Genomic DNA, 26,177 nt, shown 5'->3' with positions numbered 1-26,177 from the left:
ACAGGATTAGAAATTGCTATTCCACCGCAGCTTGAAAATATGCAACTTCCAGATCCGGGACTGGTAAACTTTTACCGGCTTGCGGAAAATCGGATTGTGTACCTTGACGCGGAAATTGATGAAAGCGTTTTGGAACTGCAGAAAATGATTTTCAGTTGGAATCTGGAAGACAAGGATATGGGGCTTCCGACGGAAAACCGTCAGCCTATCGTACTTATCATCGACAGTCCGGGCGGAATGCTTGATGAAACAATGTCCATTTGCTCCACGATCAAGCTCTCAAAAACGCCGATTTATACAGTAAATGTGGCACAGGCATATTCCGGCGCGGCGCTGATCTTCATGTCGGGTCATCGACGTTTCGTATTCCCATACGCCAAAACAATGATTCATTCGGGCGGAACAACGGGAATCGGCGGAACTTTTGAACAGACAGAGGCGGCGCAAAAACTGTATCGGAAACAAATCGCCGAAATGGGCGATTACATTCTGGCGAACTCGAAAATCGAACAGAAAGTATTCAAACGAAATCAGGCAAAAGACTGGTATTTCACTGCTCAGGAAGCCGTGGACTATGGTCTGGCTGACGAGGTCATCGCTGATCTCGACTCAATTCTGTAAGCAGGAGGAATAGTAGGAAATGGCTCAGTGCTTTTCATACAAAGAAACAAAAACCACCACTATGAAGGTCGCAGGAATCCTGGACGCCGACGCTATGGTAATTCATACCGATGACGGTGAACGCTCCATCAAAACGCTGCTCTCCGACTTCAATGGTGCCGAAATCGACTTTTCAATTAAGGTAAAGAGCGAGCGCGACCTTGACGAGCCTCTGGATTTCATTCCAGAAGACGCCGAGTAGGAAGTGGGTGGTTTCTATCGAATACAAACGATTTGAAGGGGAGTCCGACGAGGAACTGATCTACCGCATCACCGGCGAAAAAGAAAAAATCGGGTCGTGGCAGGATGTAGCAGATATTCTCAACAGGCTTCTCGGCACGGAATACACCGAATCAAAGTTTCGTAAACAGCGGCAGGCATTCGATCGGATGTTTGCATCGGTCAAGGCTGCCGAATCTGATTATGCGATGGAGATTCAAAATAAACTGCGGGAGTTGGCTCGCGAAAAAATCAAATACCAGGATGAACGTCGCGCATGGAACGCACAGAACTATGCTGCGGCGAGGATTGACGAAACGATGGAACGAATTGAGGCTGGACTGCGGGATGCGGGCAGAATCAATTTTCCGGAAGTTAAAGTCACTCAGAATGATGGTTCAAAAGAAATAGTCTGTCTTCTAGCGGATTTACATATCGGGCAATGCTTCTCTTCTGTTTTTGGAGAGTACGACGTTGATATTGCGGCAATCCGGCTGCTCGAATATTCGAGTAGGGTTAAGGAAATTGGCAAACGACACGGTGCTCGTGTGGTGCGGGTTGTTTCCGTCGGGGATCAGATTTCTGGCAATATCCACTCGGCAATCGTCGCTGCTAATCAGGAGAATGTGATCGAGCAGGTCAAAATTGCTTCCCGGTTGATCGCGTGGTTCTGCAATGAATTATATAAAACATTTGAAGAGGTTTATTTCTATGACGTCTTCGGCAACCATTCGCGAATCACTCCAAATAAAAAAGACGCTATCAAGGACGAGCGTCTGGACGATCTGGTTGGATGGTCGGCGTGTCAGATGTTGGCGCATTTGCCGAATTTTCATGACGAGCGGAAGGCGGCGCGGCTGGATTCAACTCTTGGAAAATTCCAGATCGGCAGAAAAACCTACTGCTTCATTCACGGAGATATGGATACGATTAGTCGCGACGGAATCAACCGTTTAAGTGCGGCGTGCAAAACAAAGCCGGATTACATTCTGCTTGGACACAACCATACGCCGGAAATGCACGAAATTGATGGGGTTCAGGTGTTCCAGTCTGGATCATTGCCCGGAAGCGGCGACGATTTCACAATGGCGCATCGACTCATTAGCAAACCATCTCAGACCGTATTGGTTTGCGGCGATGAAGGCGTGGAGTGCTGTTATAACATCGCTCTCGGAGGTGATGGTCATGAGTAATGCTGCGTCTGAATTTGATGCGCTGGTGGATTTCATCCGGAAGGAAACCGGCTGCCAGAAGAAAACCATTGAAAAAGTATTAAATGCTGAAACGCGATACCTGATTGAGATCGGGGTTTTTGTCGCAAAAGATAAAACAAATAAGGATTAAAGGAGATTTCACACAATGAACAGAGTAGAACTTTCTAACGTAGTAGCACAGGTAACAGGCAACACAAAGAAGAGCGTAGACGAGATTATTTCCACTGCGTTTGATGCCATCAAAGAGGCTGTAGCCAGAGGCGAGGATGTAACCATCGCAAAATTCGGTGTGTTCAAGCAGACCGTTCGCCCGGCAGGAACCTATCGCAATCCGAAGACCGGTGAGACGGTTAAGAAAGGCGAGATTAAAGGCGCTAAATTCAAGATTTCTTCCAGCTTCAAAAACACAGTGAAAGGCGAGTAATTATGATTAAAGAGTCTTATAAGAACGTCGATGAATTTGTTGGTGAGTTTTCAAAAGCCTACCAGTTCTATTCGGCGCTCGATGATGAGGCTTCTGTCGTTGCGGTACTGCCTGTCGATATTGCTCGGCAGGTGGTTCTCGCCATGATTTCTGACGGAGCCTATGATATGGATGGCATTTCATTCAGAGATGAGTACACGAGTAAACCGCTTGAGATCGCACTGATTACTTTGTATGACAATTGTGTTTCTGTCGAAAATGCCCGCGCACAGTCCGGTGATTACCTCTATTGTGGTCCAGATGTGGCGTATGTATATAAGGATTTCGCGGCGGGCTTCGAGAAGGCTAATTCAAAAGCCAATATGATCGAGGTGATCGGCTTCAACGGCGAGACCGAAAAAGGTAAGGAGCTTGGCAGCGACGTAACCGTTTACACGGCTAACGGCAAGGTTGTCGGCTTCTTGATGAAAAAGAATGTCGATGGCGGGATAATGTACTTCTCTTATATGAATGTCGATCAGGACAAGGTGTTTGAGATAGCAGAATATTTCGAAATTAATCTTAACAAGGAGCTTGAAAATGAGTGATTTGCTGAAATCCCTCGACTGGATGCAGCTCATTCAGACCATCTGGACGGTTGTTCTGGTTCCGATCTTCGGCTGGGCGGGCAAAGAGCTTCATGACTGGGCGAAGGCTCGGAAGATTGAAAAGTATACAGATATGCTCTACGCCGCCGTCGCGAAGGTTGTCAAGGAAATGTATCAGACCGTAGTGAATTCGATCAAGGGAACCGCAGACTGGACGCCGGAAAAACAAGCTGAAATTCTTGAAATCGCTAAGACCAAGATTATCGCGGCTATCACTTCTGATGGATATGATTTGCTGCGGGAGGCTAACCGAGATTTTGAGGACTGGCTGACGAGTCTGATCGAGGCAGAGCTGTATGATTTGAAATATGGGAAGTCCGATAAATAATTTTTCACGGTGGGGTCGATGGGAAAAGCTGTAAGAAAGCCTCGCCCGTCGCCTCCACACTGGTATTGGTTCGATGTAGACGGTTGTTGGGATTGCCGAAATCGCAATGGATGCGGAGGCTGTAAAAGGTTGAAGCGGCAGGCGGCTATGGAAAGAGAAAAACGAAATCGGGCAGGCAGGGTGAGTAAACTTCTCTGTGACGAATAACGTGATAAAACATGGGGAGTCCGAGTAGGCTTCCGACTCGCAGGAGGATATAGATCATCCATCTCTCTGCGACGAATAAAAGACATCGCCTACAGGGCATTGTGTGACCGCTCTCTTCGAGGGCGGCGCACAAATAAAAGCTGGTAGTTTATTGCTGCCGAAGTACCCGGCTAGTCAAACGGTAAGACAAGCGGTTTTGATCCGTTGATTGTCGGTTCGAATCCGGCGCTGGGTGTTACGCTTATTATCTAACGAGCGAAATTAAGAAATGTTCAAATGAATGAAACAAAGGAGAAGATAAATGAACGATCCTAAAACAATTACTATTTTCAGTCAGAAATTAGCCGGTTATCTTATGATGCATTCTTTCGTGTTGATTGGTATGCGTCCCAACAATAATAATGCCGGAAAAAATGTTTTCTTTTTCAATAATACGCCGGATTTGCGGATGGCGCTTGAAGAGTATAGAACTCTCAGAGCGTAAAGGTCAAATACGGTGGTTCATATGAATGATTCAAAGAAAACAAATGATAAAGTACGAAAAAAAGTGGGAACCATTGTCGATGAGGATGGAGTTATTCTTGGTGGAATATATGAAGGCGACAAAATTGTGGTTCCCAAACAGCAGGAATATCAAAATAGATATATAACAAATTTTCAAAAAAAGGAGGCATTCATCAAGGTGTTTACAAGTCCGATACCGATGTTATTCAAAGAATTGCCTACCAAAGAATTCGCTGTTGCTATGCTATCATGCCATTTATTTCATATAAAGATGGAGTGCCGAGATACAATAATAAGATTGTAGATGTAAAGACGCTCAGTGAGCAGCTGGGTGAAAATTACGATGTTTTCAGGAAAACCATTGCATCTCTTGTAAAAAAAGAGGTTCTTGGAAAAATTGAATTACAATCTGACACCTATCAAAACAAAACAAAGCAATGTATCTGTGTCAACCCTTTCATCTTTCTTCGCGGGCAAGATCTTGATAAAAAAATCCATGATAAATTTGTAAACAGTAAGTGGGCGACTATTGATAAAGAATAAGAAGCCCTCGTTTGAGAAATGATATTATATTTCAAGTGTTACATGTCATTTCATCTGGATTCATACATCCTGTTTGATCTCTAAAAGCGGAGCTATGAGTCCTATTTTTGATGGCAAAAATGAGAAGACAATTCGACTTCTTCTTGTTTTTGATAAATGTATGCTATCCCCTCTTTCGGGGAAAAAGGAGGTATCTCAATGAGTGATTGTAAAAAACACAAAATCAAAGACGTAAATGATTACAAACATCTGACGCCGGATACAAGCTGCACCTGTGAGGGCGCTGGCGGTTCTGATCGTGGCGAAGGCATGGGACCGGCAACTGATCCAGAGCTGGTTGCAAAACGCAAGTAATCTAAGGAGGGCACTGCTCTCCTCTGCGGGTATGGCGGAATTGGCAGACGCGCCGGACTCAAAATCCGGTGGTTGTACCGTGCAGGTTCAAGTCCTGTTGCCCGCATTATGCCGATATGGCGCAATGGCAGACGCATCCGGTTTAAGCCCGGATGGATTCGACCCATGAGAGTTTAAATCCTTCTATCGGCATGGATGATTGTGAACCACTCACAATTTTTTGATTGTTAAAAATATAACTATTTTATATGGAGATTTTGTCTCCGGGCGGTTATTCCGTCAAAAGGAGGAAGGTTTATGGCTATTAAAATGCCAAAAGAAATAAGTAAAATCCGCCCTCTTACCCTACCGAAGCTGCGAACTGAATATGAAACGGCGTTTGGCGAGCTGGTCAAGATCTTGAATAAGGAAAAGGTCTACTGCCCGTACTGTGATGACTTCATAGCGCGCACCAACTTCTACTCTTCCGACCGAACGGTTGATGGTCTGGAGCATTTTGGCTGCAAGAAATGTATTACCCAAATGGCTACCGACTACGATTCCAAGTCGAATACATATGTGGACAACCGGGATAAAGCGATTCATATGCTTCAGATGCTGGATCTGCCGTATATTGACGCCCTCTGGAAATCCACCGAGGAAGCGGTTGGTGCAGATACCCTTGTGTTCAGCCGGTATATGACCATGCTTAAATCGCTGGGGCATTATAAGGGTATGACCTATAAGGACAGCGAGTTCGGCGGCGGCAGCGATGTCGATGATGACGGGGTTACTTTGAATAAGAAAACCATCCAGGCTGCCAAAAAACGGTTTGGCTACGGCTACTCCAATGAAGATTATATGTTTTTGGAGAATGAGTATCAGGACTGGGCTACCCGGCATGAGTGTAATACCAAGGCGCAGGAAGAGGTTTTTGAGCGCTTGGCGTGCAAGAAACTGGAAATTTACAAGACAAGCCTGCGGGGCGGATCCACAAAAGATTTAGATGCGACGTATCAGAATTTGTTAAACACGGCAAATGTGGCGCCGCGGCAAACCAAGGGGGATGCTATTTCTGACACTCAGACGATGGGAACCCTGATTCAGAAGTGGGAAGAAACTCGCCCGTTGCCAGAGATTGACCCAGAATTACAGGACGTCGATAAGATCGGGTTATATATTGATGCATTTTTCCGTGGACACGCGGCAAAGATGCTGGGGCTGAAGAACAAATTTTCGGCAATTTATGAGCGGGTCATGTCTAAATATACGGTTAAGAAGCCAACCTACGATGAGGACTCCGACAGCGATGAGCTGTTTGAGAGGATCTTCGGATCGCAGGCTATGAAGGATTAGGCATGGCGGCGAAGAAGAAACAGACTTTGCAAGACGTCCAACGCAGCAAATCTGAACGAATCATGGAAGGTGTCGCTTACTGGGCGGCATTCTATCGAAAAAACCCGCAGCGTTTTGTTGCGGAGTATCTGAACATCAAATTAAAACTTTTTCAAAAAATTCTCATCTATATGATGATGGTATCAACGAATTTCATGTATATTGCCAGCCGCGGCTCTGGAAAAACCTGGTTGGTGTCCTTGTATTGTGTTGTTCGTTGTATACTTTTCCCGGGCACAAAAATCTGTATTGTCTCCGGCTACAAATCTCAGAGTTTGGAATGTATCCAAAAGATTGAAGAAGATTTCATGAAAAACTATTCCTGGGGTTCCATTAACCTATGCGCTGAAATATCAGATATTAGCACCAGCATTAATAACGCCCACTGCGAATTCAGAAACGGTAGCTGGGTAAAAATTGTTACCGCAAGTGACGCGGCACGACATAACCGAGCAAATATCGTTTGCGTGGATGAGTTCCGCATGGTCGATCTGAACATTCTCAATACGGTTATTCGAAAATTCTTAACCGCCCCGCGTTCTCCGGGGTATCTTTCCAAACCAGAATATGAGCATTTAGCCGAGAGAAACTGTGAATTATATATGTCCTCTGCGTGGTTTACATCGCACTGGTCCTATAAAAAATTGCAGACCTACTTCTCTCTGATGCTTAATGATAAGAAGAAGTATTTTTGTTGCGGACTGCCCTATCAGCTCGCCATCAAAGAAGGTCTACTCTTCCGCGAACAGGTTGAAGATGAAATGTCTGAGGCTGACTTTGACGCCACTTCCTTCTCGATGGAGATGGGTGCTTTGTGGCTGGGCGATTCGGATGATGCGTTCTTCAAATTTGATGACATTTCCCCGCGGCGGAAATTGAAACATTCTTACTTTCCTCTGGAAATCTATAAGGCACATCGCATTAAAATACCACCTCTCGCGCTGAACGAGCGGCGGATTCTTTCCGTGGACGTCGCGCTGATGGCTTCCAAAAAACATAACAATGATGCGGCGGCTCTCATCATCAACTCGGCGATTCCAACAGAACGTAGCGACTACATTTCCAATATCGTCTATATTGAGACTCATGAAGGCATGACGACGGATGAACTCGGCTTGCTGGTGATGCGCTTCTTTTATCAGTATAAGTGTACGGATTTGGTGTTGGATACCGGCGGTCAGGGTCTTGGTGTGTATGACTTCATCATCAAGAACCAATATGATCCTGAATACGATGTGACCTATGAGGCTCTGACCTGTTGCAACAATGAGGATATGGCAGATCGTTGCAAGGTGCGGAATGCCAAAAAGGCTATCTGTCTATCAAGGCGACGGCAGAATTTAACAGCAATGCGGCTATCGGTCTGCGTGCAGGATTCCAGAATGGTGTCATCAATCTGCTCATTCCAGATCTTGAAGCCGAGCAGGAAATTCAGAAGATTCGCGGGTTCGGTAAAATGTCTGAGCGCGAGAAGGCTCTTTTACAGGCTCCGTATACTCAGACATCTCTTCTGATTAATGAACTGATTTATTTGGACCATGAAATGAAGGGAAATACAGTCAAAATCAAGGAGCGTCCGGGCATGAGAAAAGACCGGTTCTCTTCTCTTGAGTACAATTTTCAGATATGTCAGGATTTATCCAGAAAACGCCGACCGCAAGAAAATACCGAATCACTCGTAAAGCGTCTGGCAATCAGACAACCAAAACGATTTTCTATGTTTGCAGAATAAGGAGGGATGCCGATGGCAGAACCGAAGCGGGCGCCTGGCGCGTCCCGAAACTCTTCTAAGTTGAGCGTGCAGGAACTTAGAGATTTTTATGATAAACACGAGCGTCGCACGGAGAACTTTGCGAAAGTTCAGAAGGTTGTGCAGATGTTGGATCTTACCAAGACCCAGTCTCGCACTTTCTCGACCTATTCGAAAGAGACCTTGCGAAATTATATGAAGAACCCGAAACAGAATGAAAGCAAGTTGCGAAATTTGAGTCGCTTTCTCTGGCGGGTTTCTCATTCTTACCGGCGTTTGCTCGCTTATAATGCACAGCAGGTAGATTTGACTGCTATAAGCGTAGCGCCGCTTATTGATCTGACACAGGATAATGACCCTAAAACCATATTAAAGGATTACTATGATACCTGTGTAGAGCTTGAAAAAATGAAACTGGCAACCGAAATTTATAAGTGTCTGATAATTGCCTGGCGTGAGGACGCTTTTTTCGGTTATGTCTATGAGGATGATTCCGGTTTCTTTATTTACCCGTTGGACGGCGATTACTGCAAAATTTCTTCAACCAATTATGACGGGACATGTAATTTTGCATATGATTTTTCATACTTCCGTCGCCACTCCGAAGAACTGGAATTCTGGGACTCGGAGTTTAATTCGAAGTATACGGCATACCAGGGAGATAATAACCTGCGTTGGCAGGAGCTTGACAGTAACCGAACAATCTGTCTAAAGGTTAATGACGATGATCCTACTCTTTGTCTCGCACCCTACTCTGGTTTGTTCGAGTCCATCATCGACAATGTAGATCTGCAGAGTATCCTGGCTGTAAAAAACCAGTTAAGCATCTATAAATTATTGGTTGCGCGTATGAATCATATGAGTGGAAGCAATGACCCGAATGAGTTTGAAGTTGATCCAGATACGGCGATGGATTATTATGAGCGATTGGCTGATTCTGTTCCAGATTGCGTCGGCACTGCTATCTCGCCACTTCCGATTGATGTCATCGAGTTCAAACCGATGGATACGTCGGACGTCGATATGATTACAACCTCGATGTCAAATCTGTTTAAACAGTCTGGTGGCTCAATGGTTCTAAACGATGAGCATACTGGCGCCACTATTTATCGAGCACACATCATCGCAGATATGATGAATGCTCTTAAACCTCTTCTTGGTCAAATCGAAAAGTGGACAAACCACTACCTTAAAAGCGTCTTGTCGAATCCGGCGCAAGTTTCCTATATATATACTTCTCCGTGGATGAAGAACGAAAAGAAAAAAGAGTTATTGGAATCGGCGCAGTATGGCGTTCCGGTCAAGATGGCTGTCGCGGCACTGGATGGTTTTAGTCCGTTGCAGGTTCTCTCGCTTCAGTTCCTTGAAAATAAAGTTCTCGATCTGCCGAGCAACTGGATTCCTTTGAATAGCTCTTACACTACGTCCGGCACAGATGAAGGCGGCGGGCAGGAAAAGGATGAGGGCGAGCTTGGAGACGAGGGAGAACAAACCAAAGAGAAGGAAAAGAACCAGATGTAATAAGGAGTAACGGAGAATGGCATTAAAAAAATTTATTAAAACATCTGATGTTGAAACCGCAAAAAATCTGAGGAATGCGGGGCTGTATGAGGTTTATGGCGGGAACGGGGAATTTGTCTTTGTGAACAGTGGTTCCATGAACTTTTCCGGAGTCGATACATCCAAAATCAGATATAGCGATATGCTTACATTTTAATCGTCCATTTCTGGGCGATTTTATTTTTTTTGGCACCTGTTGTTTGCACATAAATGAAAGGAGGGGAAATGGCTAAAAGATTACTGTACTTAGAAGATTTGTATGATTTTTATTCAAATACATATAAGCGCTCAACCCGCTTCAATGCCGACGATTCCGGTGATCCTATTGTGGTTCATGTTCACGGCAAGGTGAATTTTGAGAAATCAGATAAAAATACAGAAGGATTGCTTCCTGTTCATTTGCAGGCGTGTCATACGAATACAAATTTAAACGGGTCAAACATTTCTGATGCGGTAATGACTTCTGCTTTGCCGTCGTTTAGTAATCGCCCGATTCTGGGATATATTCATGAGGTTAATGGTCAATGGGAGTTCTACTCTCACAATATGCACGAAGATGAAAATGGCGAAGTCGTTTATGATGAGCACCCTATCGGAATCGTGCCTGAGTCCTGCAACGCACAGTTAGTATATGACGAAGATAAGAAGAAAACCTACTGTGAAGTGGACGGTTATATTTTCGAAGAGTATTCAAAAGCTGCCGAAATTTTGCAGCGCGAAGAGGAATGCTCTGTATCTGTCGAGTTGTCGATTAGGTCGCTTTCGTACAATGCCAAGGAAAAATACCTCGATATTGAAGATTTCTTCTTTAGTGGGGTAACGATTCTGGGTAAAACGCCTGATGGCGCAGTTGTGAACCCGGGAATGGCAAATTCGAATATTAAACTTGCTGATTTCAGCTCGCACAATAACAGCTTGTTTGAAAAATACGAATCAAAAATGGCTGAATTTCAGAACCGGCTCGAAGAGCTTGAAGCAGCCAATTTTAACAAGAAAGCAGACCCTATTCAGACATTATCAAAGAAAGGAGGAGATCGGGGCAATATGACAAAATTTGAAGAGTTGCTTGCCAAATATGGTAAGACTGCCGAAGACATTACCTTCGATTATGCCGAAATGTCAGACGAAGAGCTTGAGGCGAAATTTGCCGAGCTGTTTGCCGATGCTGGTACAAGTGAGCCGGTAGCAGACGACCCGCAGAAATTTGCGAAACTCGTTCGTACATATGAGATTTCCCACGAAGATATTAGATATGCGCTCTATCAGCTTTTAGAATCATTTGAGTCCAGTGACAACGAGTGGTATTTCATCAACTCTGTTTATGATGATCATTCACATATGAGAATTGGAATGGCGACAAGATCTACGGTCAGAACTATACAAAGGACGGTGACAACGTCGCGTTCGACGGAGAAAGATTTGCGCTACACCGCGAGCTTTTAACGGACAGCGAATTTGCCGAGCTTCAGTCTATGCGTTCCAACTACGCTTCTCTCAAAGATTTCAAAGAAAATGCAGAGAAAAATGAGCTTCATTCCAAGAAAGAAACTCTTCTGGCAGATGAAAAATATTCTATGCTGGCAGACAATGAACAGTTCCAGGCGCTCGTCGCAGATATGGACAAGTATGATCTGACCGAGCTGGAAAATCGTGCAAAAATCATCAAGTGTGATTATGCCGATTCCATTAATGCGTTCAGTTTAAATGAGCCGAAAAATAAACCGGCGGGCAAAGTTGGCTATTCTCTGGAAAAGCCGAAAAGCACTGATAAGTATTATAAAACTTTATTCAAGTAAAGATCCCGATGAGAAGGGCGCTTAGGCGCTCTTTTTTATTGCAAAAAACAAGGAGGAAAAACAATGGCTACAAGCTTTTTGAATTTTGATACCAAACATACGGTATGCGAAAGCACAAAACTCAAAGCCACAATTGCCGGTCATATCTGGAATATCAAGATGGCGGCAGATGCCGACAATGGCATCATCGTTGGCAAGGGCGATTATGAGGCTCCGGAGTATTACAAGGAGGCTGCGGCTTCTGCTACTTTCGCCGGAAAGATTATTGGCAAGAGTTCTGCTGGTAAATACCTGGTAGAGGTTACGGCTGTCGGTGCTGGCGACGCGCTGGTTCTGCAGGTCCCGCTGATCTACGAGACATATACCACTGCAATGCAGCATGAGTCAAACTTCTACAACAAGAAAGACGATATTGTTCGTGCTTACGAGCTGTATGTGGGCGATGTATTTGCCATTTCTGAGGAGGGCTTCACTGGCACACCGGAGGTTGGCAAGACCGTTTCTGTTGCCGCTAAGAAGCTGAAGATTGGCGAGTAATTACGAAAGGAGTAATCACGAAATGAAAATCGTATTTAGCAATGAGAACACACGCAAAGTGTTCGCAGACAGAGATATTCATGAGTTTTCTCAGTTGATGTATGAACTGCTAAAGGCGTTACCAGGGATGGTCACAGCAAAGAGCAGTGCAACGATGAGATTAGAAAAGTATTTTATGACGTGTTGCAGGTTGCGCCGGGCTGTTCCCGCAAAGAGCTGCGCCGTGCTATCCGTAGACATAAAACAGACGTCTTCGAGGTTATCGAGGAGACCGTAGAGAATCTGCTTGTTTCGGGCTGGGGCGAGAATCCGTTCTTCAATGAGTTCGTCGAGATTAAATCTATGGCTCTGGGCGATACCAACGAGTTCTATGTGCCGGACGAGTCTATCTTGACTGTTTCAGAAGTTTCTGGTAATCATCACGATCTGTTCCGTCAGAGACTTGGCGAAGGAAGAACTTTCGCTGTAAAGACTTCCTGGTATGGGGTTAAAATCTATGCGGAATATGAGCTTTTTATGGCTGGCAAGGTTGACTGGGCTAACTTCGTTCAGAAAATCTACGAAGCATTCGATAAAAAGGTCAATGACATGGTATATGCCGCTGTTATGGCAGCAGGCAACAAGGTTCTTCCGACCAGCCAGTTTACTAAGACCGGTTCTCTGAACAAGGACACTCTGCTTACTCTGGTTGAGGATGTCCAGGCTGCTAACGGCGCCGAGGCTGTTATCATGGGTACAAAAGCGGCTCTGTCAAAACTGACTGCTTTATCTGACGTTTCCTGGATTTCCGATTCCATGAAACAGGAAAGACACACTACTGGTCGTCTGGCTCTCTGGGAGGGTGTTCGTCTGGTAGAGATCCCGCAGTCTTTTGCGCCGAATGATACCATGACAAAGCTGGTTGACAACAACAAGCTTCTGATTATGCCGGTTGCTGATAATAAGTTCGTCAAGATCTATGATGAGGGTGATGCACAGGTTCGCGAGATTAACGACAGTGCAACTAACATGGATATGACGATCGAATATGAGTACCAGCAAAAAATGGGTGTCGCTACTATCATTGGTAGACGCTTTGGCATGTACACAATCGAGTAATCGAAATACAGAGGAGTGGGCGGTCAACACCGCCCTCTTCTATTATAAAGGAGATTTTTGGAAATGGCTGTTACAAAGAAAAATACTGCCGCAGTGGTGGCAGAAAAGATTGCTACTACAGGGGCAGTTGCTCCGGTTGCAGAGGAAAAACCGGCAAAAGTATATAAAGCGGATTCATTCATCCCGTGCCGTTCTCTCACTCGCGGCGAGTTGATTTATGTCAGCAAGAAAACCGACAATACGTATCGTTGGAATGATTTTGGCGACGTAACTGAGGTTGAATATCAGGATCTTATGGGGCTGAGAGCTTCAAATTCTGGCTTCCTGTTCAAGCCGCTTTTTGTCATCGAAGACGAAGAACTTCTGGCTGATGCACGTTGGAAAGATGTCGAAGCACTGTATGAGAAAATTCAGGCGAATGATGTCGAAACTGTTTTGAATCTTCCATCTGATCGTTTTGATTCCGTGTTTGCTGGGTTGCCGGTAGGCATTCAGAACGCTGTAAAATCCGAGATTGCAACTCGTATGGAAGCTGGTACTTTTGATTCCATTCAGAAGATTAAGACCGTAGATCGTGTTTGCGGGACTGACTTGATCTGTCTGCTCTAATAACGGAGGTGTCGCATGACAACTTCCTACAAAACTGTGTTCGAAAGGTTTTTAGGCAGCATTGACGATCCGATGCTGTTGCGCCTAGACTACAACTCGTTGCTTGAATTTATAAGGGATTGGCTGCACGCAGCGGCGTCGAACCCTCGTTTTCGCCATAAATTTAAAACCTTTTCTATGGACGATGAACTCATGACAATCACCTATGAACTCAATTTCCCGGTTGATGATGAAGCCGATGAGGGGTTTGTGGTTGGCGTCCTATCTCTTGGCATGGTGATCCGCTGGATGGAGCCGAAGGTTAAGAGTGCAAAACAGCTTTCTATTGCTGTCGGTGAGGGAAAAGAAAAGGTGCTCGTGAACAACTATAAACAGTCTGTTCAGGAGTTGGCGGCAATGAAATCCGAACTGAAACAACTGATTAGTGATTATGGCTATCTCCACAATTCCTATATCAGTAGAGGAGAAACCTGATGGATTATCGTTATGGAACCTTTTCCGATGAACAGATGCGACAGGCTGCGCTGTTAATGCACAACGAAATTCATCGTCTTCTTTTATATAAGGATTCCCAGATTACCGAACTGATTTTTGCGGACGACGAGGAATTCTTCGCTCATTTCGAACGGTTATTGTACCGCTTTGGTGGCATGAACTCTATGTTTAATGAACCACCGCTTATGATTGCATTTATGTCTTCTCTCGAAGCCGCCTATCTGGAATGCAAAAAGCCGGATTTTCAGTTTAAGAGATTTCGGAAATTGATTCTGGACTGTCATGGCTATTTGAGGACAATGTTTGGGGAGGTGCGTTGATGCCATCGCTAGAAGCTTGCCGGGCGCTGTCATCTTTAAGCGGAACTACCGTTGGACAGGCGCTCAAAATTCAGTCTGATATGCTGATGGAATCCGAATGGGATACTGGTATTGGTTCAAAAGTGTGTTACCTCTACGACTACTTTCATGACGACCAGCCGGAAAAGAAGTGCCATATGAGTTACTTCCAGACCTCAAAAACCCGGATTGATGCTCGATTTATTGTGTCGCGTGATCAGTCTTATGACAAGGATCAGGTCGAATATTATCTGATGTTCCGCCCGTCGCAGAAAATTGAGTTTGAACCGGAAGATGATCTGTATTACTACGAGACCGATTATCGACTACGTTACATGGCAGATTTTCCAATTGGTCTGTATGTGGATATTCCTGATAATAAGGATGTATACCGACGCTGGCTTGTTCTGGGGCAGGAAATCAGCAATCAGTTTACCAAATATCTGATTCTTCCATGCAATTATCGCTTCATGTGGATCGAACAGGATGGCAACCGCCGAATTAAACGAAAAATGTGGGGCGTTTTGCGTGATCAAAGTTCTTACAATAGCGGTATCTGGCGCGACTATCTGTTTGCATCGGTTGAAAATCAGGAAAAACTCTGTCTGCCAATGAATTCAATTTCGGAAAAGGTTTTCTATACCCATGAAGACACGGGAAAAAATATGCGTATGATTGTCGGTACTCCTACGAAACACCCGAGTACCTGGATTGTCAGTAAGGTAGAAAATGCCAAGCCATTCGGCATACAGAAGCTTACTCTTTATCAAGATCTTTTCAATCCGGCGACCGATTATGTAGATCTGAAAACCGGCGAAATGTTTGCCGATTACCACGATGCATCGGTAGATCCAGAGGATGTTCCAGATCTTGTGATGGGAGAAATCTGCAAGATCACGGCGAGCACCAATGTTATTAAAATCGGCGGAAGCTATCGTCTCATCACCGCTACGTTTTATGACGCACACAATGAAGATACAACGGATAAGCATTCGTTGACATTGGAAAATTGGACGGCTGAGATTTCGCAGGGTACTTCCTGGGTCGAATGCGATACAGACTTGCTCATTACAAAAATACCAGATAATACATCGAATAAAATTCGGGTCAAGTTTTTAGGCGATCGAAGTTACATCGGTCAAAAGTTGAAATTGACCTGTAAAGATAAAAATACCGTGGGGGAAATTCTGTTTGAAATTATTGTATAGGAGGAGCTATGGAATTAAGCACAAAAAATGAGCTGTTGCAGAAACTCCGTTCCTATGCGACGGCTCCAGACGAGCACGGTATTCTTTGGAAAGAAAAAATCAAAAATAATCTCATGAATTGCCCTGAACTGCTATTTGCCTTAAACAATCCGGATTACGAAGATCAGCTTTTTGATGAACAAGGCAATATTATGTGGGACGGGGAATGGGACAGATATTTTGGTCCTTCATCCAGTATTCGCCCTTTCATCTTTTATCCGGCAACACAAACCGAGGTCCGTCATTACCTTTCTTACACCGTTTCTTTCGATTCGATTCCGAGTAAAAATAGGATTGAAAAGTATGCTGAAATTACTTTTAAAATTTATGTGGACGGACGCGATGGTTATGTTGGAGATGTCGGCGTTCCGCGTCACGATCTGATTGCTTCGATTATCCGCGAGCGATTCAACTGGTCTAATATCTTTGGCGTTCGCTGTAATCTTATCTCCTGTAAAGAAGGTTTATCCGATAACTTCTACATCACAAGCACTCTGGTTTTTCAGACGATTGCTTTTAACTCCATCGTAAACACTGTCAACGGCGAAACGCGGATCATTACTCACGACGCCTGGAAGGAGTGATTCAGATGGGTGATGCACTGGAATTTGATGAACTTCAAGCATATTTTGGCGAAGATTACGTCGTGACAGATAAAATTCGGGTTCACTCTCCTACCCTAGGCGACGTTATCAAATATGGGGAGCGGCGGTATTACTCGCTCCTCTATCTTCTGACAGCGATTCCGAGTGATATGAAAAGCTACCTTTTCGATGCCGGGATTGACTATGAAGAAATATCTGATTTCGATCTCTTCTGCTCACTGACGCGGGGATTGCCGCCTGAACGCACTTCTATTTTTCTGGACGGTGTAGATTTCTCTCACATGGAACTGTGTCAGTTTGAAAATGGCGAACGCGCGCTGGCAGATCCCGAAACCGGGACTGTTATCGACAAATTTGTTTATCTGAAAATCGTGACATTTCTCAGAAAAATTCATGGCTTAAAGCCGAAGGTCGAACACGCGGCGAATAAAACCACCAAGCGAATTCTAATTGAATTGGATCGCCAGAAGCATAAGAAAAAATCCAAAGAAGAATACACATCACAACTGAAACCCTTGATTTCTGCCATGATGCGGTATCCGGGGTTTAAGTATAAAAGCGCCGAGCTACGCGAATGCAGTCTATATGAATTTATGGACACTGTTCGGGGCGCACACATTTATGTTCAGTCTACCGCACTTCTGAAAGGAATGTATAGCGGCATGATTGACACAAGCAAAATCAATAAAAAACAATTCGACTGGGCTAGGGACTCCAACGAATAGGGGGTCCTTTTTTCGTGTCGAAAATAATCCAAAGGAGGAAAGAAAATGGCTGTTTTTGACATCAACAACTTTGCCATTGACCATGTACTGAGAGGTTTGATGGTTTCTCAGGCTGATGGTTCTGTTATGTGGTCTATCAACCAGATCACCGAGCCGTCTTTGAACCTGACTTCTGAGACATCTGAGGTTACTGACGTAATCGGTTCTACCATGCAACATTCAACCGTGCGAAGAAAGCCGAGTTTATCGCCAATAACTCTCTGTTTGATCTGGGACTGCTTGCAGCTCAGGGCGGTACAGAAAAGGTTGTTGCTACGGCGGAGTCCAAGATTGCCGCTCCGGTATTTGAGACCTTAACTGTTCCGTCAACCGTAACCAATCCGGTTGCTCTGAAACATACTCCGCTCTCAACACCGGCTGAGATCTATCGCTTGAAGGGCGACGGTACTCTGGGAGAGAAACTGCTTTACAGCGCTACAACCGGTGCTGGCAAGTTTACATACGACGAGAGTTCTCATAGCATCACATTCCCGACCGGTTCTGTTGCTGGTTCTCAGTATTTTGTTGTATATGACTATGAGACAGAAAGAGCGGTTTCTGTAAGCGGCGATGCTATCAACTTCCCGAAAGCTGGTAAGTTCATTATGGAGGTTCTGGGAACTGATGTTTGTGATCAGTCTACATTGATCCATGCTTATGTCATTTTTCCGAATGCAAAGCTGGATGCCAACGTAGATATATCCTTCGCGACCGATGGCAACCATCCGTTCACTATTCAGGCACAGCAGGCTTACTGCGATAAGGAGAAGAGACTGTTCCAGATCGTTGTTCCGGACGAAGAGTAAGGGGGATTTCCCCTCTCTTCTTTTATAGGAGGCAATTATGAATCTGAATAGAAAATGCTTTTTCTGTGGCACAAGATACCACTACTGCCCGTCTTGCCCGGATGATGAATTGAAGCCGGTCTGGCACGTTCTGTTCTGTAAGGAAACTTGCAAGCAGATGGACAAGATCTTGTCTGACCACACTTTCAAAAAGATCGCGGATGCCGAAGCCTATGCGGCTCTGTCTGCTTTGACCTACGATCTTGATAAAATTGACAACCCGGATAATGTCCGGCACATCAAGGAGATTCTTGCGTCACATAAGACGAAAAAAACACCTCAGAAGACTCCGGATGCGACTGCGTCCGAGAAGCAATAGTGGATGAAAATTTTTTAGGACATATCTACTATCACACAATTTGGCGGATATGTCCTTTTTTTACTAGGGAGCGAAATGGAAAATAAAATCAAATCAAAATTAAGAAATGTTGAATATAACGCGAGCGAAGCTATTCGAATTCTTGATCCGTTTCAAGCGGCGCTGTATTGGAACCATGATGTTGAGCCGCTGGACATTTACCCCAGCCGGGACTTCAAAACTCAGAAGGCGTTGATCGTATTTGTGTTCCGTCGCAGCGAGACAAAAGAGGTCTTCGATCTCTGGTGTAAAAGGGAATTAAAATAGCATGGCGCAGCGAAGTAAATATAACGTAAGTAAAAATACTGCCAGCCGAACATATGAGGGGATCGTGTTTGATTCTGCAATGGAAATGCACTATTACCGCGATATCGTAATCCCGGGACTGAAATCCGGGGAGATTGTTTCGGTGGAAATGCAGAAGCCGTTCGAGTTGCAGCCCAAATTTATCTACAATGGGAAAACCATCCGTAAGGTTGAATATGTTGCCGACTTTGTGTTGGCATTCAAAGATGGAACGTCGCAGGTGGTCGATGTTAAGGGGATGGCTGATGCGGTTGCTTTATTAAAGAGAAAAATGTTTTGGTATCGCTATCCAGATCTGGATTATGTGTGGATGACCGAATCGAAAATAGATGGCGGCTGGCTGCCGTATGAGAATGTTCAGGCGGCGCGGAAAGCCAGAAGGAAGGAAAGGAATTTGAAATGACAGTTTTAGATTTTGTATCAAATTATGAGCAGTTGACCAACCCGGAACTCAAAGAAAAATTTCTAAGCAGCAATTTAAAGGTAAAGTCCTACCTGCCGGTCACGCAGAAGATTTTCCTGGCTGAAACGATTTGTAAGCATTCTATGTGGGATAAGGATGAAAAGTGTATTGAAATTAATTCCCCGGTAAGATCCATCCTGACCGCCCGTGCTATCATCTCGGCTTATACCGATTTAACTGGCACGACCGAGTCTTGGTGCGACGAATATGATGCGCTCTCCCGCTCTGGGCTGATGCGCGCGATCATGAGCCAGATTCCAGAACTTGAACTAGCTGAATTTCATTCTATCGTAAACATGACCTGTTGCGACACCATTACCAACTTCACCGAGCCGCATAATTTTATTTCACACAAAATCAGCGAGCTAAAAGAAACTTTCGTAAGGGTGTTTGAGCCGTTGGTATCCGCCGTAAAGACGTATATTGAAAAGGCTGACACATCAGAAGATAATACCGATACCACTGACGTCGCAGAGTAAATATTAGGTTCCGGAGCGGTCAAATGCTCCGGGATCATTTCAAGGAGGCATATGGGAAAACTCAAAATCAATAAAAGTGCTTTGAACCGTGCCATTGACTCTGCCGCCGATAAAGCGACACAGAAACTTATCTCCGCCGGGGATAAAGCACAAAAGGAGATACGAAAAAAATACACAGAGAACTGGTTTCTAAATAAATCGGATACGATGAGTTCCGCCTTACGGTACAAACATCGAATTCGAAAGCACCATGACAAGACGGTGATTTCATTCAATTCTTATGTTGATATGGGAAGTTTTTCCGCGAACGTCCTCGCAAACGACCGTTCTATTTATGAATGGAAAGAACGATATGGGGCGGGCATTGACCCGCCTGCATATCTTCTGGACTTACAATGGAATCAGGGAATTCACGGTCTTCCGGCGGTTTGGACAAGACCGAATTATCGTTTTGGACAAATGGCAAACGGCGTTCAGAAATACTGGTATAATCCTTATTTTAATCAGGGTGTCCCAATGAGCGCCTATGTTCGTTCTGGTTTCGCAAGTGAGTGGGAAAATACAGTTCTATCTTATTTATAAAAGGAGGGAAGCATGGCAAATCAGGTTGCCAGTTTGACGGCTACAATAACCGTCGATAAGGGAAATCTGCAGAAGGAGGTTTTGCAGGAGTTTTCAAGCGCTCAACAGACCCTCGATGGTAAAAATCTTAAAGTCAAGATTATTGGTGATACATCAGAAATCGAAAAGGCAATTAAAAAGCTTGAAAACCTGAGAAAAAGTGGTGTCAAGGTTAAATTTGACACCTCTTCCGGCGGAAATTCTGGCGGTAAATCATCGAATAATGCCTCACCCGGAAATTCAAAAATTTCCAAAGAACTTCGCGACAATCTTGCCAAAGAACTTCGTCTTACTAAAGAAATAGCGTCCGTAAAGGAAAAAATGGCGAAGACGAATGATTCAAATGTGATTGCGGCAAATGAGAAGCGAATCGAGCAGCTTGAAAGAGAACGTATTGGAGTTCAAAAGCTTATTGCTAAAACTAACGAACAGTACGATGCTCAAGCTAGGATAGCGAAGCTTAACTCTGTTGCCGAGACCAGTCAATCCAAGTTAAAAACCGTCTATACTGAACGGGCAGGTAAGTTATATAGTGAAGCCCAGGCTTTACAGGAAAAATATAAAAATATTCCAGAAGGAAGTCGCACTTCAAACTATTCGGCAAATCTTACGGCAATAAATGGGCTTGTCGCGAATTTAGAGAAAATCCAAGGTATTGAAATCATTTCTAATGCAGAGATGTCGAAGGTTAGACAATTTGCGGTCGAGCTTCAGAAGGTGAAGAAAAACCTTCCCGATTCGAAGGGTTCAAAAGCCGTTTCTCGTATAAACCTTATCGACTCCATCTCAGAGTACCAAAGCAAAAACACCCGTCTTACTGCGGATTTTCAAAAGAAATTGGATGACCTAAAAGCGTCTATCCGTTCTCTCGGCGCCGATGCCGATGTCTCACAACTTGCCAGTGAATTCGGCAATCTGAAAGTTAAAATTCATGAAGCTGGTCTGGAAGGACGCTCTTTCGCCGATGTTATGAAGGAGAAAATTTGGTCGCAGTTTTCCGGGCAGCTTGCCAATCTCTTCTCGTTCCAGCAGATGTTTCAGTATATGCGCGAAGGCATTGATGTAGTTCATGACTTGGACAATGCTTATGTTGAAATGCTGAAAGTTTCCAATGATGCTTTAAGTTCATTGCAGCAGTATAAACTTGAAAGCTTCTCTCGTGCCGATGAAGTTGGTACAACTGGCGAAAAGTTGATGAATTCTACGGCGGATTGGATGCGAATTGGTGAGAGCCTAGAAAAAGCCGCCGCTTCTGCAAAGACCACGAATAAATTATTGAATGTGTCTGAGTTCACAGATGTCAACGAAGCCACCGAAGCGATGGTTTCTATGTCACAGGCATATGATACTCTGAGCAAAGATGATATTGTTGATAAACTGAATAATGTTGGTAACAACTTCTCTATCTCGACTCAGGGGTTGGCTGAGGGTCTACAGAGATCGGCAAGCGCATTGAAAACCGCAGGAAATGATATGGACTCTGCCATCGCTCTGATGACTGCCGGTAATGCCGTTGTACAGGATCCTACATCTGTCGGTGCAGGTTTGAGAACAATCGCGCTTCGTTTAACCGGAACAAAAGAGGGCGCACAGTCTTTACAAGATTCCGGCGAAGATATTGATGGTATGATCACTACAGTCTCCAAACTGCGGGATACTATCAAATCTGCGACGGCTGTGGCTTCCAATGGCTTTAAAGGTTTCGATATTTTCGATAAGAACGGAAACTATAAATCTACCTATGAGAATTTATTGGGGATTTCACAGGTATACAAAGAAATTGTTGAGACTGACGCTAAAACCGGAAGTAATAATAAGAACTTGCTTCTTGAAACAATAGCAGGTGAACTTTTGCCTGGAGGATGCGAAAGCATTTCTCATAGAACATATTTAACTGCAAGGGCAGCCTAAAATTTCATGCCACAATATAGGGGAAACCACTATATGAAGGATTAAAAAGTTGAAAATGTAACAATGGCTTGTTTGCAACGAAGCACCCTAACGTATCCCGTGGACCACACGGTACTTTAGCCGAGGGTGAACGCTCAACGATCATCCCCACGTCGGGATCTGGAAATGTCCTCGGACTATCAAATAAGGGTGGAAATCCCGAATATCCAGATCATTAGGAGTACGACCCAACCGCAAATGGGGTCGGTGAAAACCCGTTAAATGGAAAAGGTATGAGTCCTAACGTAAAGTCGAGGATTTAAAACATGATCTGTGCTCTGTCGAAAGATGGAGAAATAAATATTATGTAATCTCATTTAAGGAGTGCATGAGAAATACTTGGACCTGTGATGAACTAATTTTTATCCGAAACAATTATAAAACCATGAGTGATAGTGAAATTTCTGCTCATTTAAAAACGCATAGTGAAACATCAGTTGCTACAAAGCGTAAGCGAATGGGGTTATGCCGCGAAAAATTAAAGCATAGCTTTTCAGATGTTTTGCTTGCATTTTCTAAAACCAATTATGAGCTGTTGTCAGATTCAAGCGATTTTAAAGATACGGCTACGAATTCATTAAAATACATCTGTCCCAAGCATAGAGATAAGGGTGTTCAAATAATTAGCTTAGGACATCTTGAAAATGGACGCGGGTGTTATTGGTGTGGTCGAGAAAAAACAGAATCGGCGCGAAAAACTGGCTTGACTTTAGAAAAAATCGAAGCCGATAAAGCACTTTGTGAACAAAAAAATTTTCAATACATAGAAACGACTCGATTAAATGGGAAAATCACTATCACCTTTATCTGTAATTTACATCCTAACGCTGGTATTCAATATATGCGGCGTAGTAATATGGTCAGAAATATTGATGCTGGATGTAAGCATTGTCTTGAAAAGACGAAATATCGGTTTTCAAAGGGCGAACGTCGTATCGAAGACTATTTGAAAAAGAAGGGGTATGATTATATAATGCAGTATGCTTTTGATGACTGCAGAGATAAAATTCCTCTTCCTTTTGATTTCTATATTACATCAAAAAATATTCTAGTGGAATATGATGGAGAGCATCATTTTAGACCGGTGAATTTCAATGGTATTTCAGATGAGGAGGCGCTTGCCAATCATCAGAACACATTGAAACATGATGCCATGAAAAATGATTACTGTTCCAAAAACCAGCTTCCTCTAATCAGAATCCCTTACACAGATTATAATAACATTGAAAGTATATTAGACAAACAGATTACATAATAAATTGGCGAGAGCTTGCGACTCTTGTTTAATTGAACAGAAAAATCGTGCAAATATCGCTGCTTCTATCTTGGAAAATCCGTCGCTGTTGGAAAAGGCTTATAAATCTTCCAAATATGACTCAAAAGATTCCGCGCAGCAAGAGCTTGACCGTTACCTTGATAGTATTGACGGTCGGCTTACCAAACTTCAAAACCATGCTGATAAATTTTGGAATGCGTTTCTTAATACTGGCTCTGTGAAAAATGGTATCTCACTGATTGATGGCTTTGTTAATCGTGTGACGACGTTAGTTTCAAAATTTGGTGCTCTTCCGACAATTCTCGGTTCAATGGGTGCAGCATTAACTCTTCAAGACGTAGGTAGGGCAAAAAGTTGTCCCTCAGAATATGCCTACATAGTATAGTCTTCGGTGCGAAGTGCCGTTCTTTATATTATCCTCCGTGAGATACACGGTTGAATTTGCAGATATGGCAACCCTCTGCATATGGTTGCTTCTTTTAGTGTTTAGAGAACTTGGATGCGTGTAAACCTCCGGCTACTCTCCCATTCCGGCGACGGGGTGCGGATCGTGACAATGCCGAAACTCACGCTACGAGCAGACGACAGCGCAGAAATGCACAAGTCTTTTAAGGCGGAAACTCTTTGAGTGCTAGTCTCATCGACTGCCAGGGCAAGCGGCAGCGGGTGAAATTCCCGATGCTGTAATGAACAGTCAGGACTTTGCCGAGCATAGCGGTTAGTAAACACAGCAGGGATTTGCCTCTGTCTTCTATGTGGTTTGACCCCAGCCGTAGGGGTTGCAAAAGCGGCGAAAGAACATTTGTTCTGAAAAATACGTTGATTTCTCTGACAATTTGATGTATGATCTTATATATCAAAAAAACGGAGGAATTTTATTATGAGTACAAAAGGCAACGATTCGACGCGCGGAACCTTTTCTTCGGAATTAGTAAAGGTCCCTGTTAGAAATCACGGAGAGAAGAGTGATCGGCGCAAAACGAATGGAGGTGCAGGAAAATCGAACAGTTCACAGAATTAATATCAAATCTGCCAACGCTTTTTCAGTATATTGTTCCCGGAAGTGTCGCCGTTGTTATTTTTCGTCGGGTACGAAGTCATGTGATGCCAGAGAGCAATGTCCTGATTCCGGGATGCTTGGTAAGTTATTTGCTTATTGCGATGGTTAGAGTTATGTATATCATCTTAGGCATTGAGTTTAGAAATGGCTCTGCGGCAGCATCACTCACTGCAACATTAATTGGAATCATCATGACCATTGCTATTATTGCCATATTGGAATCTGGACGCTTTAATCACGCGTTTGCCAAGATAACAAAGGGGACTCTGCACGAAGATGCCTTAAAAGACAATCTCGATTATGAAAATGGTACTACTCTTCGGGTTTATTTGAACAATGAAGATTACTACCTGGTAGGTGCATTTTGTTATAAAGAGGATATTGGAGACGACCGCTGGCTGGTTCTCGCCGCATATACAAAGTTCATCTGCGACGATGCCGGAGACGCTAATGTATACAATGGGGCGGATTATGAGGGCAAGGCTTTTGAGCGAATTATGGTCAGAATGTCAGACGTCAAACATATAGAAATTTTCTAATGGAGGTGTTTATGAAAAATCGACCTATTCCAGATAACCGAATAGTTCTCGTCAAGGCGCAGGATTTACCGGAATTCATCAGTTCCTTCAATGAGAACAAAATTTCTAAGGAACTTTTGGCATCTTGCCGGAAAGCCGGAAAATTGTTTAGACATAATAAATAAAATCGTCGAAATAAAACACGGGAGGACGGTTCTCCACTCTCCCGCTTTTCTTTACACATCCAGCAACATTTCGCCAAGCTCTTTGAAAGCATCATACGAAACCCAGTTCGGGTAATCTCTATACTTTTCCTCGAAAACACTCTGGACTCTTTTCAAATATTCCCCGGAGCTTTCGTGCGCGGCGGCAAATTCGGCTATGCAATCCTGAACCTTTTTACTGTGAAGCCGTGAATTGTTTGCAACAAGAATAACCGCATTTTGAATATGCGGGTGTGCTATGGTTTCATACAGCGTGATCCAATCGTCCGCGTCACCAGTCAGATTCGTGGCTCTTTCATAAAGATCGCCCAGCTCCGCTATCGACTTATAGCAGGATTCATAAATGGTGCAAGAATTGTAATGTGCATAAAATTCTCCCCATTGCCGGTAGCCCAGATTCGTGCATAGCTCATCAATGTTATGTGAACTATGCTCAATTTCACTGAGGTCTAGCATCGTCCCGATGAGATCTATATCTTTGCAATGATATAATTCGTGCTTGATAACCGATTCGGCAAATCGGGTGTTGTCGGGGTTGTCCTTATACAAAAACAAGGGAATCGCCTGATAAAATAAAATGTCGTATCCGGGTGGATCGTAGCTTACCCGCTTGACCTCACCGAAACGCGGCTCATTATGTATCGCGACGTCCCTGATATGGTTCTGATCGGCGCCGATTTCGGCACAATACTCTTCGATTTTTCTTTTAAAATCAAGGCAAAATTCGGCATCCGACGGAAAGCCGCAAAGCTCGCCGATGGATTTCGCGCCTTTTTGGATTGTGATATTCATTGTTCCTCCGTG

At 44.0% G+C, this 26,177-nt stretch carries 35 protein-coding genes and 3 tRNA genes; 37 read left to right on the top strand and 1 reads right to left on the bottom strand.

The window, feature by feature from the left end:
• The first annotated feature begins 39 nt into the window (after positions 1 to 39).
• From DW085_RS01920 to DW085_RS01735, 37 genes are all read left to right on the top strand, one after another.
• The gene (locus tag DW085_RS01920) at positions 40 to 621 is read left to right on the top strand and encodes an ATP-dependent Clp protease proteolytic subunit (RefSeq protein WP_118490976.1); all 582 of its coding nucleotides are present in this window, start codon (positions 40 to 42) and stop codon (positions 619 to 621) included.
• A gap of 19 nt (positions 622 to 640) precedes the next feature.
• Entirely contained in the window at positions 641 to 862 is a 222-nt protein-coding gene (locus DW085_RS01915) for a hypothetical protein (RefSeq protein WP_118490974.1), read from the top strand.
• Between the two features lie 7 nt (positions 863 to 869).
• Positions 870 to 2,072 carry a metallophosphoesterase family protein gene (locus DW085_RS01910; RefSeq protein ID WP_118490972.1) on the top strand — a complete coding sequence of 401 codons (1,203 nt, stop codon included), beginning with the start codon at positions 870 to 872 and terminating at the stop codon, positions 2,070 to 2,072.
• The gene (locus DW085_RS18970) at positions 2,065 to 2,223 is read left to right on the top strand and encodes a hypothetical protein (protein ID WP_182430729.1); all 159 of its coding nucleotides are present in this window, start codon (positions 2,065 to 2,067) and stop codon (positions 2,221 to 2,223) included. The genes DW085_RS01910 and DW085_RS18970 overlap by 8 nt, the downstream gene beginning before the upstream one ends.
• A 15-nt stretch (positions 2,224 to 2,238) precedes the next feature.
• A complete protein-coding gene (locus tag DW085_RS01905) occupies positions 2,239 to 2,517 on the top strand; it encodes an HU family DNA-binding protein (RefSeq protein WP_118490970.1) in 279 nt (92 codons plus the stop codon).
• Positions 2,518 to 2,519: 2 nt separating this feature from the next.
• Complete coding sequence (locus DW085_RS01900) at positions 2,520 to 3,104, top strand: hypothetical protein (protein WP_118490968.1); 585 nt, start codon at positions 2,520 to 2,522, stop codon at positions 3,102 to 3,104.
• Positions 3,097 to 3,492 (top strand): hypothetical protein, encoded by a 396-nt coding sequence (locus DW085_RS01895; RefSeq protein WP_118490966.1) that lies wholly within the window; start codon positions 3,097 to 3,099, stop codon positions 3,490 to 3,492. Before DW085_RS01900 ends, DW085_RS01895 begins: the two co-directional genes overlap by 8 nt.
• Positions 3,493 to 3,863: 371 nt before the next feature.
• Positions 3,864 to 3,934: transfer RNA gene (locus DW085_RS01885), tRNA-Gln, on the top strand.
• A gap of 66 nt (positions 3,935 to 4,000) precedes the next feature.
• Positions 4,001 to 4,183, top strand: coding sequence for a DUF5659 domain-containing protein (locus tag DW085_RS01880; RefSeq protein WP_118490962.1), 183 nt, complete (start codon positions 4,001 to 4,003; stop codon positions 4,181 to 4,183).
• Between the two features lie 21 nt (positions 4,184 to 4,204).
• Positions 4,205 to 4,507 carry a hypothetical protein gene (locus tag DW085_RS01875; protein WP_118490961.1) on the top strand — a complete coding sequence of 101 codons (303 nt, stop codon included), beginning with the start codon at positions 4,205 to 4,207 and terminating at the stop codon, positions 4,505 to 4,507.
• A gap of 437 nt (positions 4,508 to 4,944) precedes the next feature.
• Entirely contained in the window at positions 4,945 to 5,100 is a 156-nt protein-coding gene (locus DW085_RS18965) for a hypothetical protein (RefSeq protein WP_182430728.1), read from the top strand.
• A gap of 25 nt (positions 5,101 to 5,125) precedes the next feature.
• Positions 5,126 to 5,206, top strand: a tRNA-Leu gene (locus DW085_RS01865).
• Between the two features lie 4 nt (positions 5,207 to 5,210).
• Positions 5,211 to 5,292, top strand: a tRNA-Leu gene (locus tag DW085_RS01860).
• Between the two features lie 105 nt (positions 5,293 to 5,397).
• Positions 5,398 to 6,435: a hypothetical protein gene (locus tag DW085_RS01855; RefSeq protein ID WP_118490957.1), complete on the top strand. Its 1,038-nt coding sequence runs from the start codon at positions 5,398 to 5,400 to the stop codon at positions 6,433 to 6,435.
• Positions 6,436 to 6,956: 521 nt separating this feature from the next.
• Complete coding sequence (locus DW085_RS19495; RefSeq protein WP_243033887.1) at positions 6,957 to 7,988, top strand: hypothetical protein; 1,032 nt, start codon at positions 6,957 to 6,959, stop codon at positions 7,986 to 7,988.
• 230 nt (positions 7,989 to 8,218) lie between these two features.
• Entirely contained in the window at positions 8,219 to 9,745 is a 1,527-nt protein-coding gene (locus DW085_RS01845; protein ID WP_118490956.1) for a hypothetical protein, read from the top strand.
• 16 nt (positions 9,746 to 9,761) lie between these two features.
• Positions 9,762 to 9,941, top strand: coding sequence for a hypothetical protein (locus tag DW085_RS01840; protein WP_118490954.1), 180 nt, complete (start codon positions 9,762 to 9,764; stop codon positions 9,939 to 9,941).
• A 68-nt stretch (positions 9,942 to 10,009) separates the two neighbouring features.
• On the top strand, positions 10,010 to 11,227 hold the full coding sequence (locus DW085_RS01835; protein ID WP_118490952.1) for a hypothetical protein: 1,218 nt from the start codon (positions 10,010 to 10,012) through the stop codon (positions 11,225 to 11,227).
• A 29-nt stretch (positions 11,228 to 11,256) separates the two neighbouring features.
• On the top strand, positions 11,257 to 11,580 hold the full coding sequence (locus tag DW085_RS01830; RefSeq protein ID WP_118490950.1) for a hypothetical protein: 324 nt from the start codon (positions 11,257 to 11,259) through the stop codon (positions 11,578 to 11,580).
• Between the two features lie 63 nt (positions 11,581 to 11,643).
• A complete protein-coding gene (locus tag DW085_RS01825; protein ID WP_118490948.1) occupies positions 11,644 to 12,117 on the top strand; it encodes a hypothetical protein in 474 nt (157 codons plus the stop codon).
• A gap of 180 nt (positions 12,118 to 12,297) precedes the next feature.
• A complete protein-coding gene (locus tag DW085_RS01820) occupies positions 12,298 to 13,215 on the top strand; it encodes a hypothetical protein (RefSeq protein WP_118490946.1) in 918 nt (305 codons plus the stop codon).
• A 63-nt stretch (positions 13,216 to 13,278) separates the two neighbouring features.
• Entirely contained in the window at positions 13,279 to 13,824 is a 546-nt protein-coding gene (locus DW085_RS01815; protein ID WP_118490944.1) for a hypothetical protein, read from the top strand.
• 15 nt (positions 13,825 to 13,839) lie between these two features.
• A complete protein-coding gene (locus DW085_RS01810; protein ID WP_118490942.1) occupies positions 13,840 to 14,298 on the top strand; it encodes a hypothetical protein in 459 nt (152 codons plus the stop codon).
• Positions 14,298 to 14,639 (top strand): hypothetical protein, encoded by a 342-nt coding sequence (locus DW085_RS01805; RefSeq protein WP_118490941.1) that lies wholly within the window; start codon positions 14,298 to 14,300, stop codon positions 14,637 to 14,639. The genes DW085_RS01810 and DW085_RS01805 overlap by 1 nt, the downstream gene beginning before the upstream one ends.
• Complete coding sequence (locus DW085_RS01800) at positions 14,639 to 15,865, top strand: hypothetical protein (RefSeq protein ID WP_118490939.1); 1,227 nt, start codon at positions 14,639 to 14,641, stop codon at positions 15,863 to 15,865. The genes DW085_RS01805 and DW085_RS01800 overlap by 1 nt, the downstream gene beginning before the upstream one ends.
• An 8-nt stretch (positions 15,866 to 15,873) precedes the next feature.
• Positions 15,874 to 16,488 carry a hypothetical protein gene (locus DW085_RS01795; RefSeq protein ID WP_118490937.1) on the top strand — a complete coding sequence of 205 codons (615 nt, stop codon included), beginning with the start codon at positions 15,874 to 15,876 and terminating at the stop codon, positions 16,486 to 16,488.
• A 5-nt stretch (positions 16,489 to 16,493) separates the two neighbouring features.
• The gene (locus DW085_RS01790) at positions 16,494 to 17,234 is read left to right on the top strand and encodes a hypothetical protein (RefSeq protein WP_118490935.1); all 741 of its coding nucleotides are present in this window, start codon (positions 16,494 to 16,496) and stop codon (positions 17,232 to 17,234) included.
• A 431-nt stretch (positions 17,235 to 17,665) separates the two neighbouring features.
• Entirely contained in the window at positions 17,666 to 18,079 is a 414-nt protein-coding gene (locus DW085_RS01780; RefSeq protein ID WP_118490931.1) for a hypothetical protein, read from the top strand.
• Positions 18,080 to 18,116: 37 nt separating this feature from the next.
• A complete protein-coding gene (locus DW085_RS01775; protein ID WP_118490929.1) occupies positions 18,117 to 18,437 on the top strand; it encodes a hypothetical protein in 321 nt (106 codons plus the stop codon).
• A gap of 75 nt (positions 18,438 to 18,512) precedes the next feature.
• Entirely contained in the window at positions 18,513 to 18,743 is a 231-nt protein-coding gene (locus DW085_RS01770) for a hypothetical protein (RefSeq protein WP_118490927.1), read from the top strand.
• Between the two features lies 1 nt (position 18,744).
• Complete coding sequence (locus DW085_RS01765) at positions 18,745 to 19,185, top strand: DUF1064 domain-containing protein (protein WP_118490925.1); 441 nt, start codon at positions 18,745 to 18,747, stop codon at positions 19,183 to 19,185.
• Positions 19,182 to 19,724, top strand: a complete 543-nt coding sequence (locus DW085_RS01760; RefSeq protein WP_118490923.1) for a hypothetical protein — start codon at positions 19,182 to 19,184, stop codon at positions 19,722 to 19,724. Before DW085_RS01765 ends, DW085_RS01760 begins: the two co-directional genes overlap by 4 nt.
• 51 nt (positions 19,725 to 19,775) lie before the next feature.
• Positions 19,776 to 20,306: a hypothetical protein gene (locus DW085_RS01755; protein ID WP_118490921.1), complete on the top strand. Its 531-nt coding sequence runs from the start codon at positions 19,776 to 19,778 to the stop codon at positions 20,304 to 20,306.
• A gap of 12 nt (positions 20,307 to 20,318) precedes the next feature.
• Positions 20,319 to 22,256: a phage tail tape measure protein gene (locus DW085_RS01750; protein ID WP_118490919.1), complete on the top strand. Its 1,938-nt coding sequence runs from the start codon at positions 20,319 to 20,321 to the stop codon at positions 22,254 to 22,256.
• A gap of 367 nt (positions 22,257 to 22,623) precedes the next feature.
• Positions 22,624 to 23,550 carry a hypothetical protein gene (locus DW085_RS01745; RefSeq protein ID WP_118490917.1) on the top strand — a complete coding sequence of 309 codons (927 nt, stop codon included), beginning with the start codon at positions 22,624 to 22,626 and terminating at the stop codon, positions 23,548 to 23,550.
• Positions 23,551 to 23,554: 4 nt separating this feature from the next.
• Positions 23,555 to 23,956 (top strand): hypothetical protein, encoded by a 402-nt coding sequence (locus DW085_RS01740; protein WP_147353915.1) that lies wholly within the window; start codon positions 23,555 to 23,557, stop codon positions 23,954 to 23,956.
• 719 nt (positions 23,957 to 24,675) lie between these two features.
• A complete protein-coding gene (locus DW085_RS01735; RefSeq protein WP_118490913.1) occupies positions 24,676 to 25,170 on the top strand; it encodes a hypothetical protein in 495 nt (164 codons plus the stop codon).
• A gap of 215 nt (positions 25,171 to 25,385) precedes the next feature.
• Here DW085_RS01735 and DW085_RS01730 read toward each other — a convergent pair whose 3' ends face one another.
• Positions 25,386 to 26,165 carry a hypothetical protein gene (locus DW085_RS01730; protein ID WP_118490911.1) on the bottom strand — a complete coding sequence of 260 codons (780 nt, stop codon included), beginning with the start codon at positions 26,163 to 26,165 and terminating at the stop codon, positions 25,386 to 25,388.
• Between the last annotated feature and the right edge of the window lie 12 nt (positions 26,166 to 26,177).

The organism is Clostridium sp. AF50-3 (genome assembly GCF_003477445.1).
Taxonomy (GTDB): domain Bacteria; phylum Bacillota; class Clostridia; order Lachnospirales; family Lachnospiraceae; genus Otoolea; species Otoolea fessa.
This window is presented reverse-complemented; position numbering and strand designations above follow the sequence as displayed.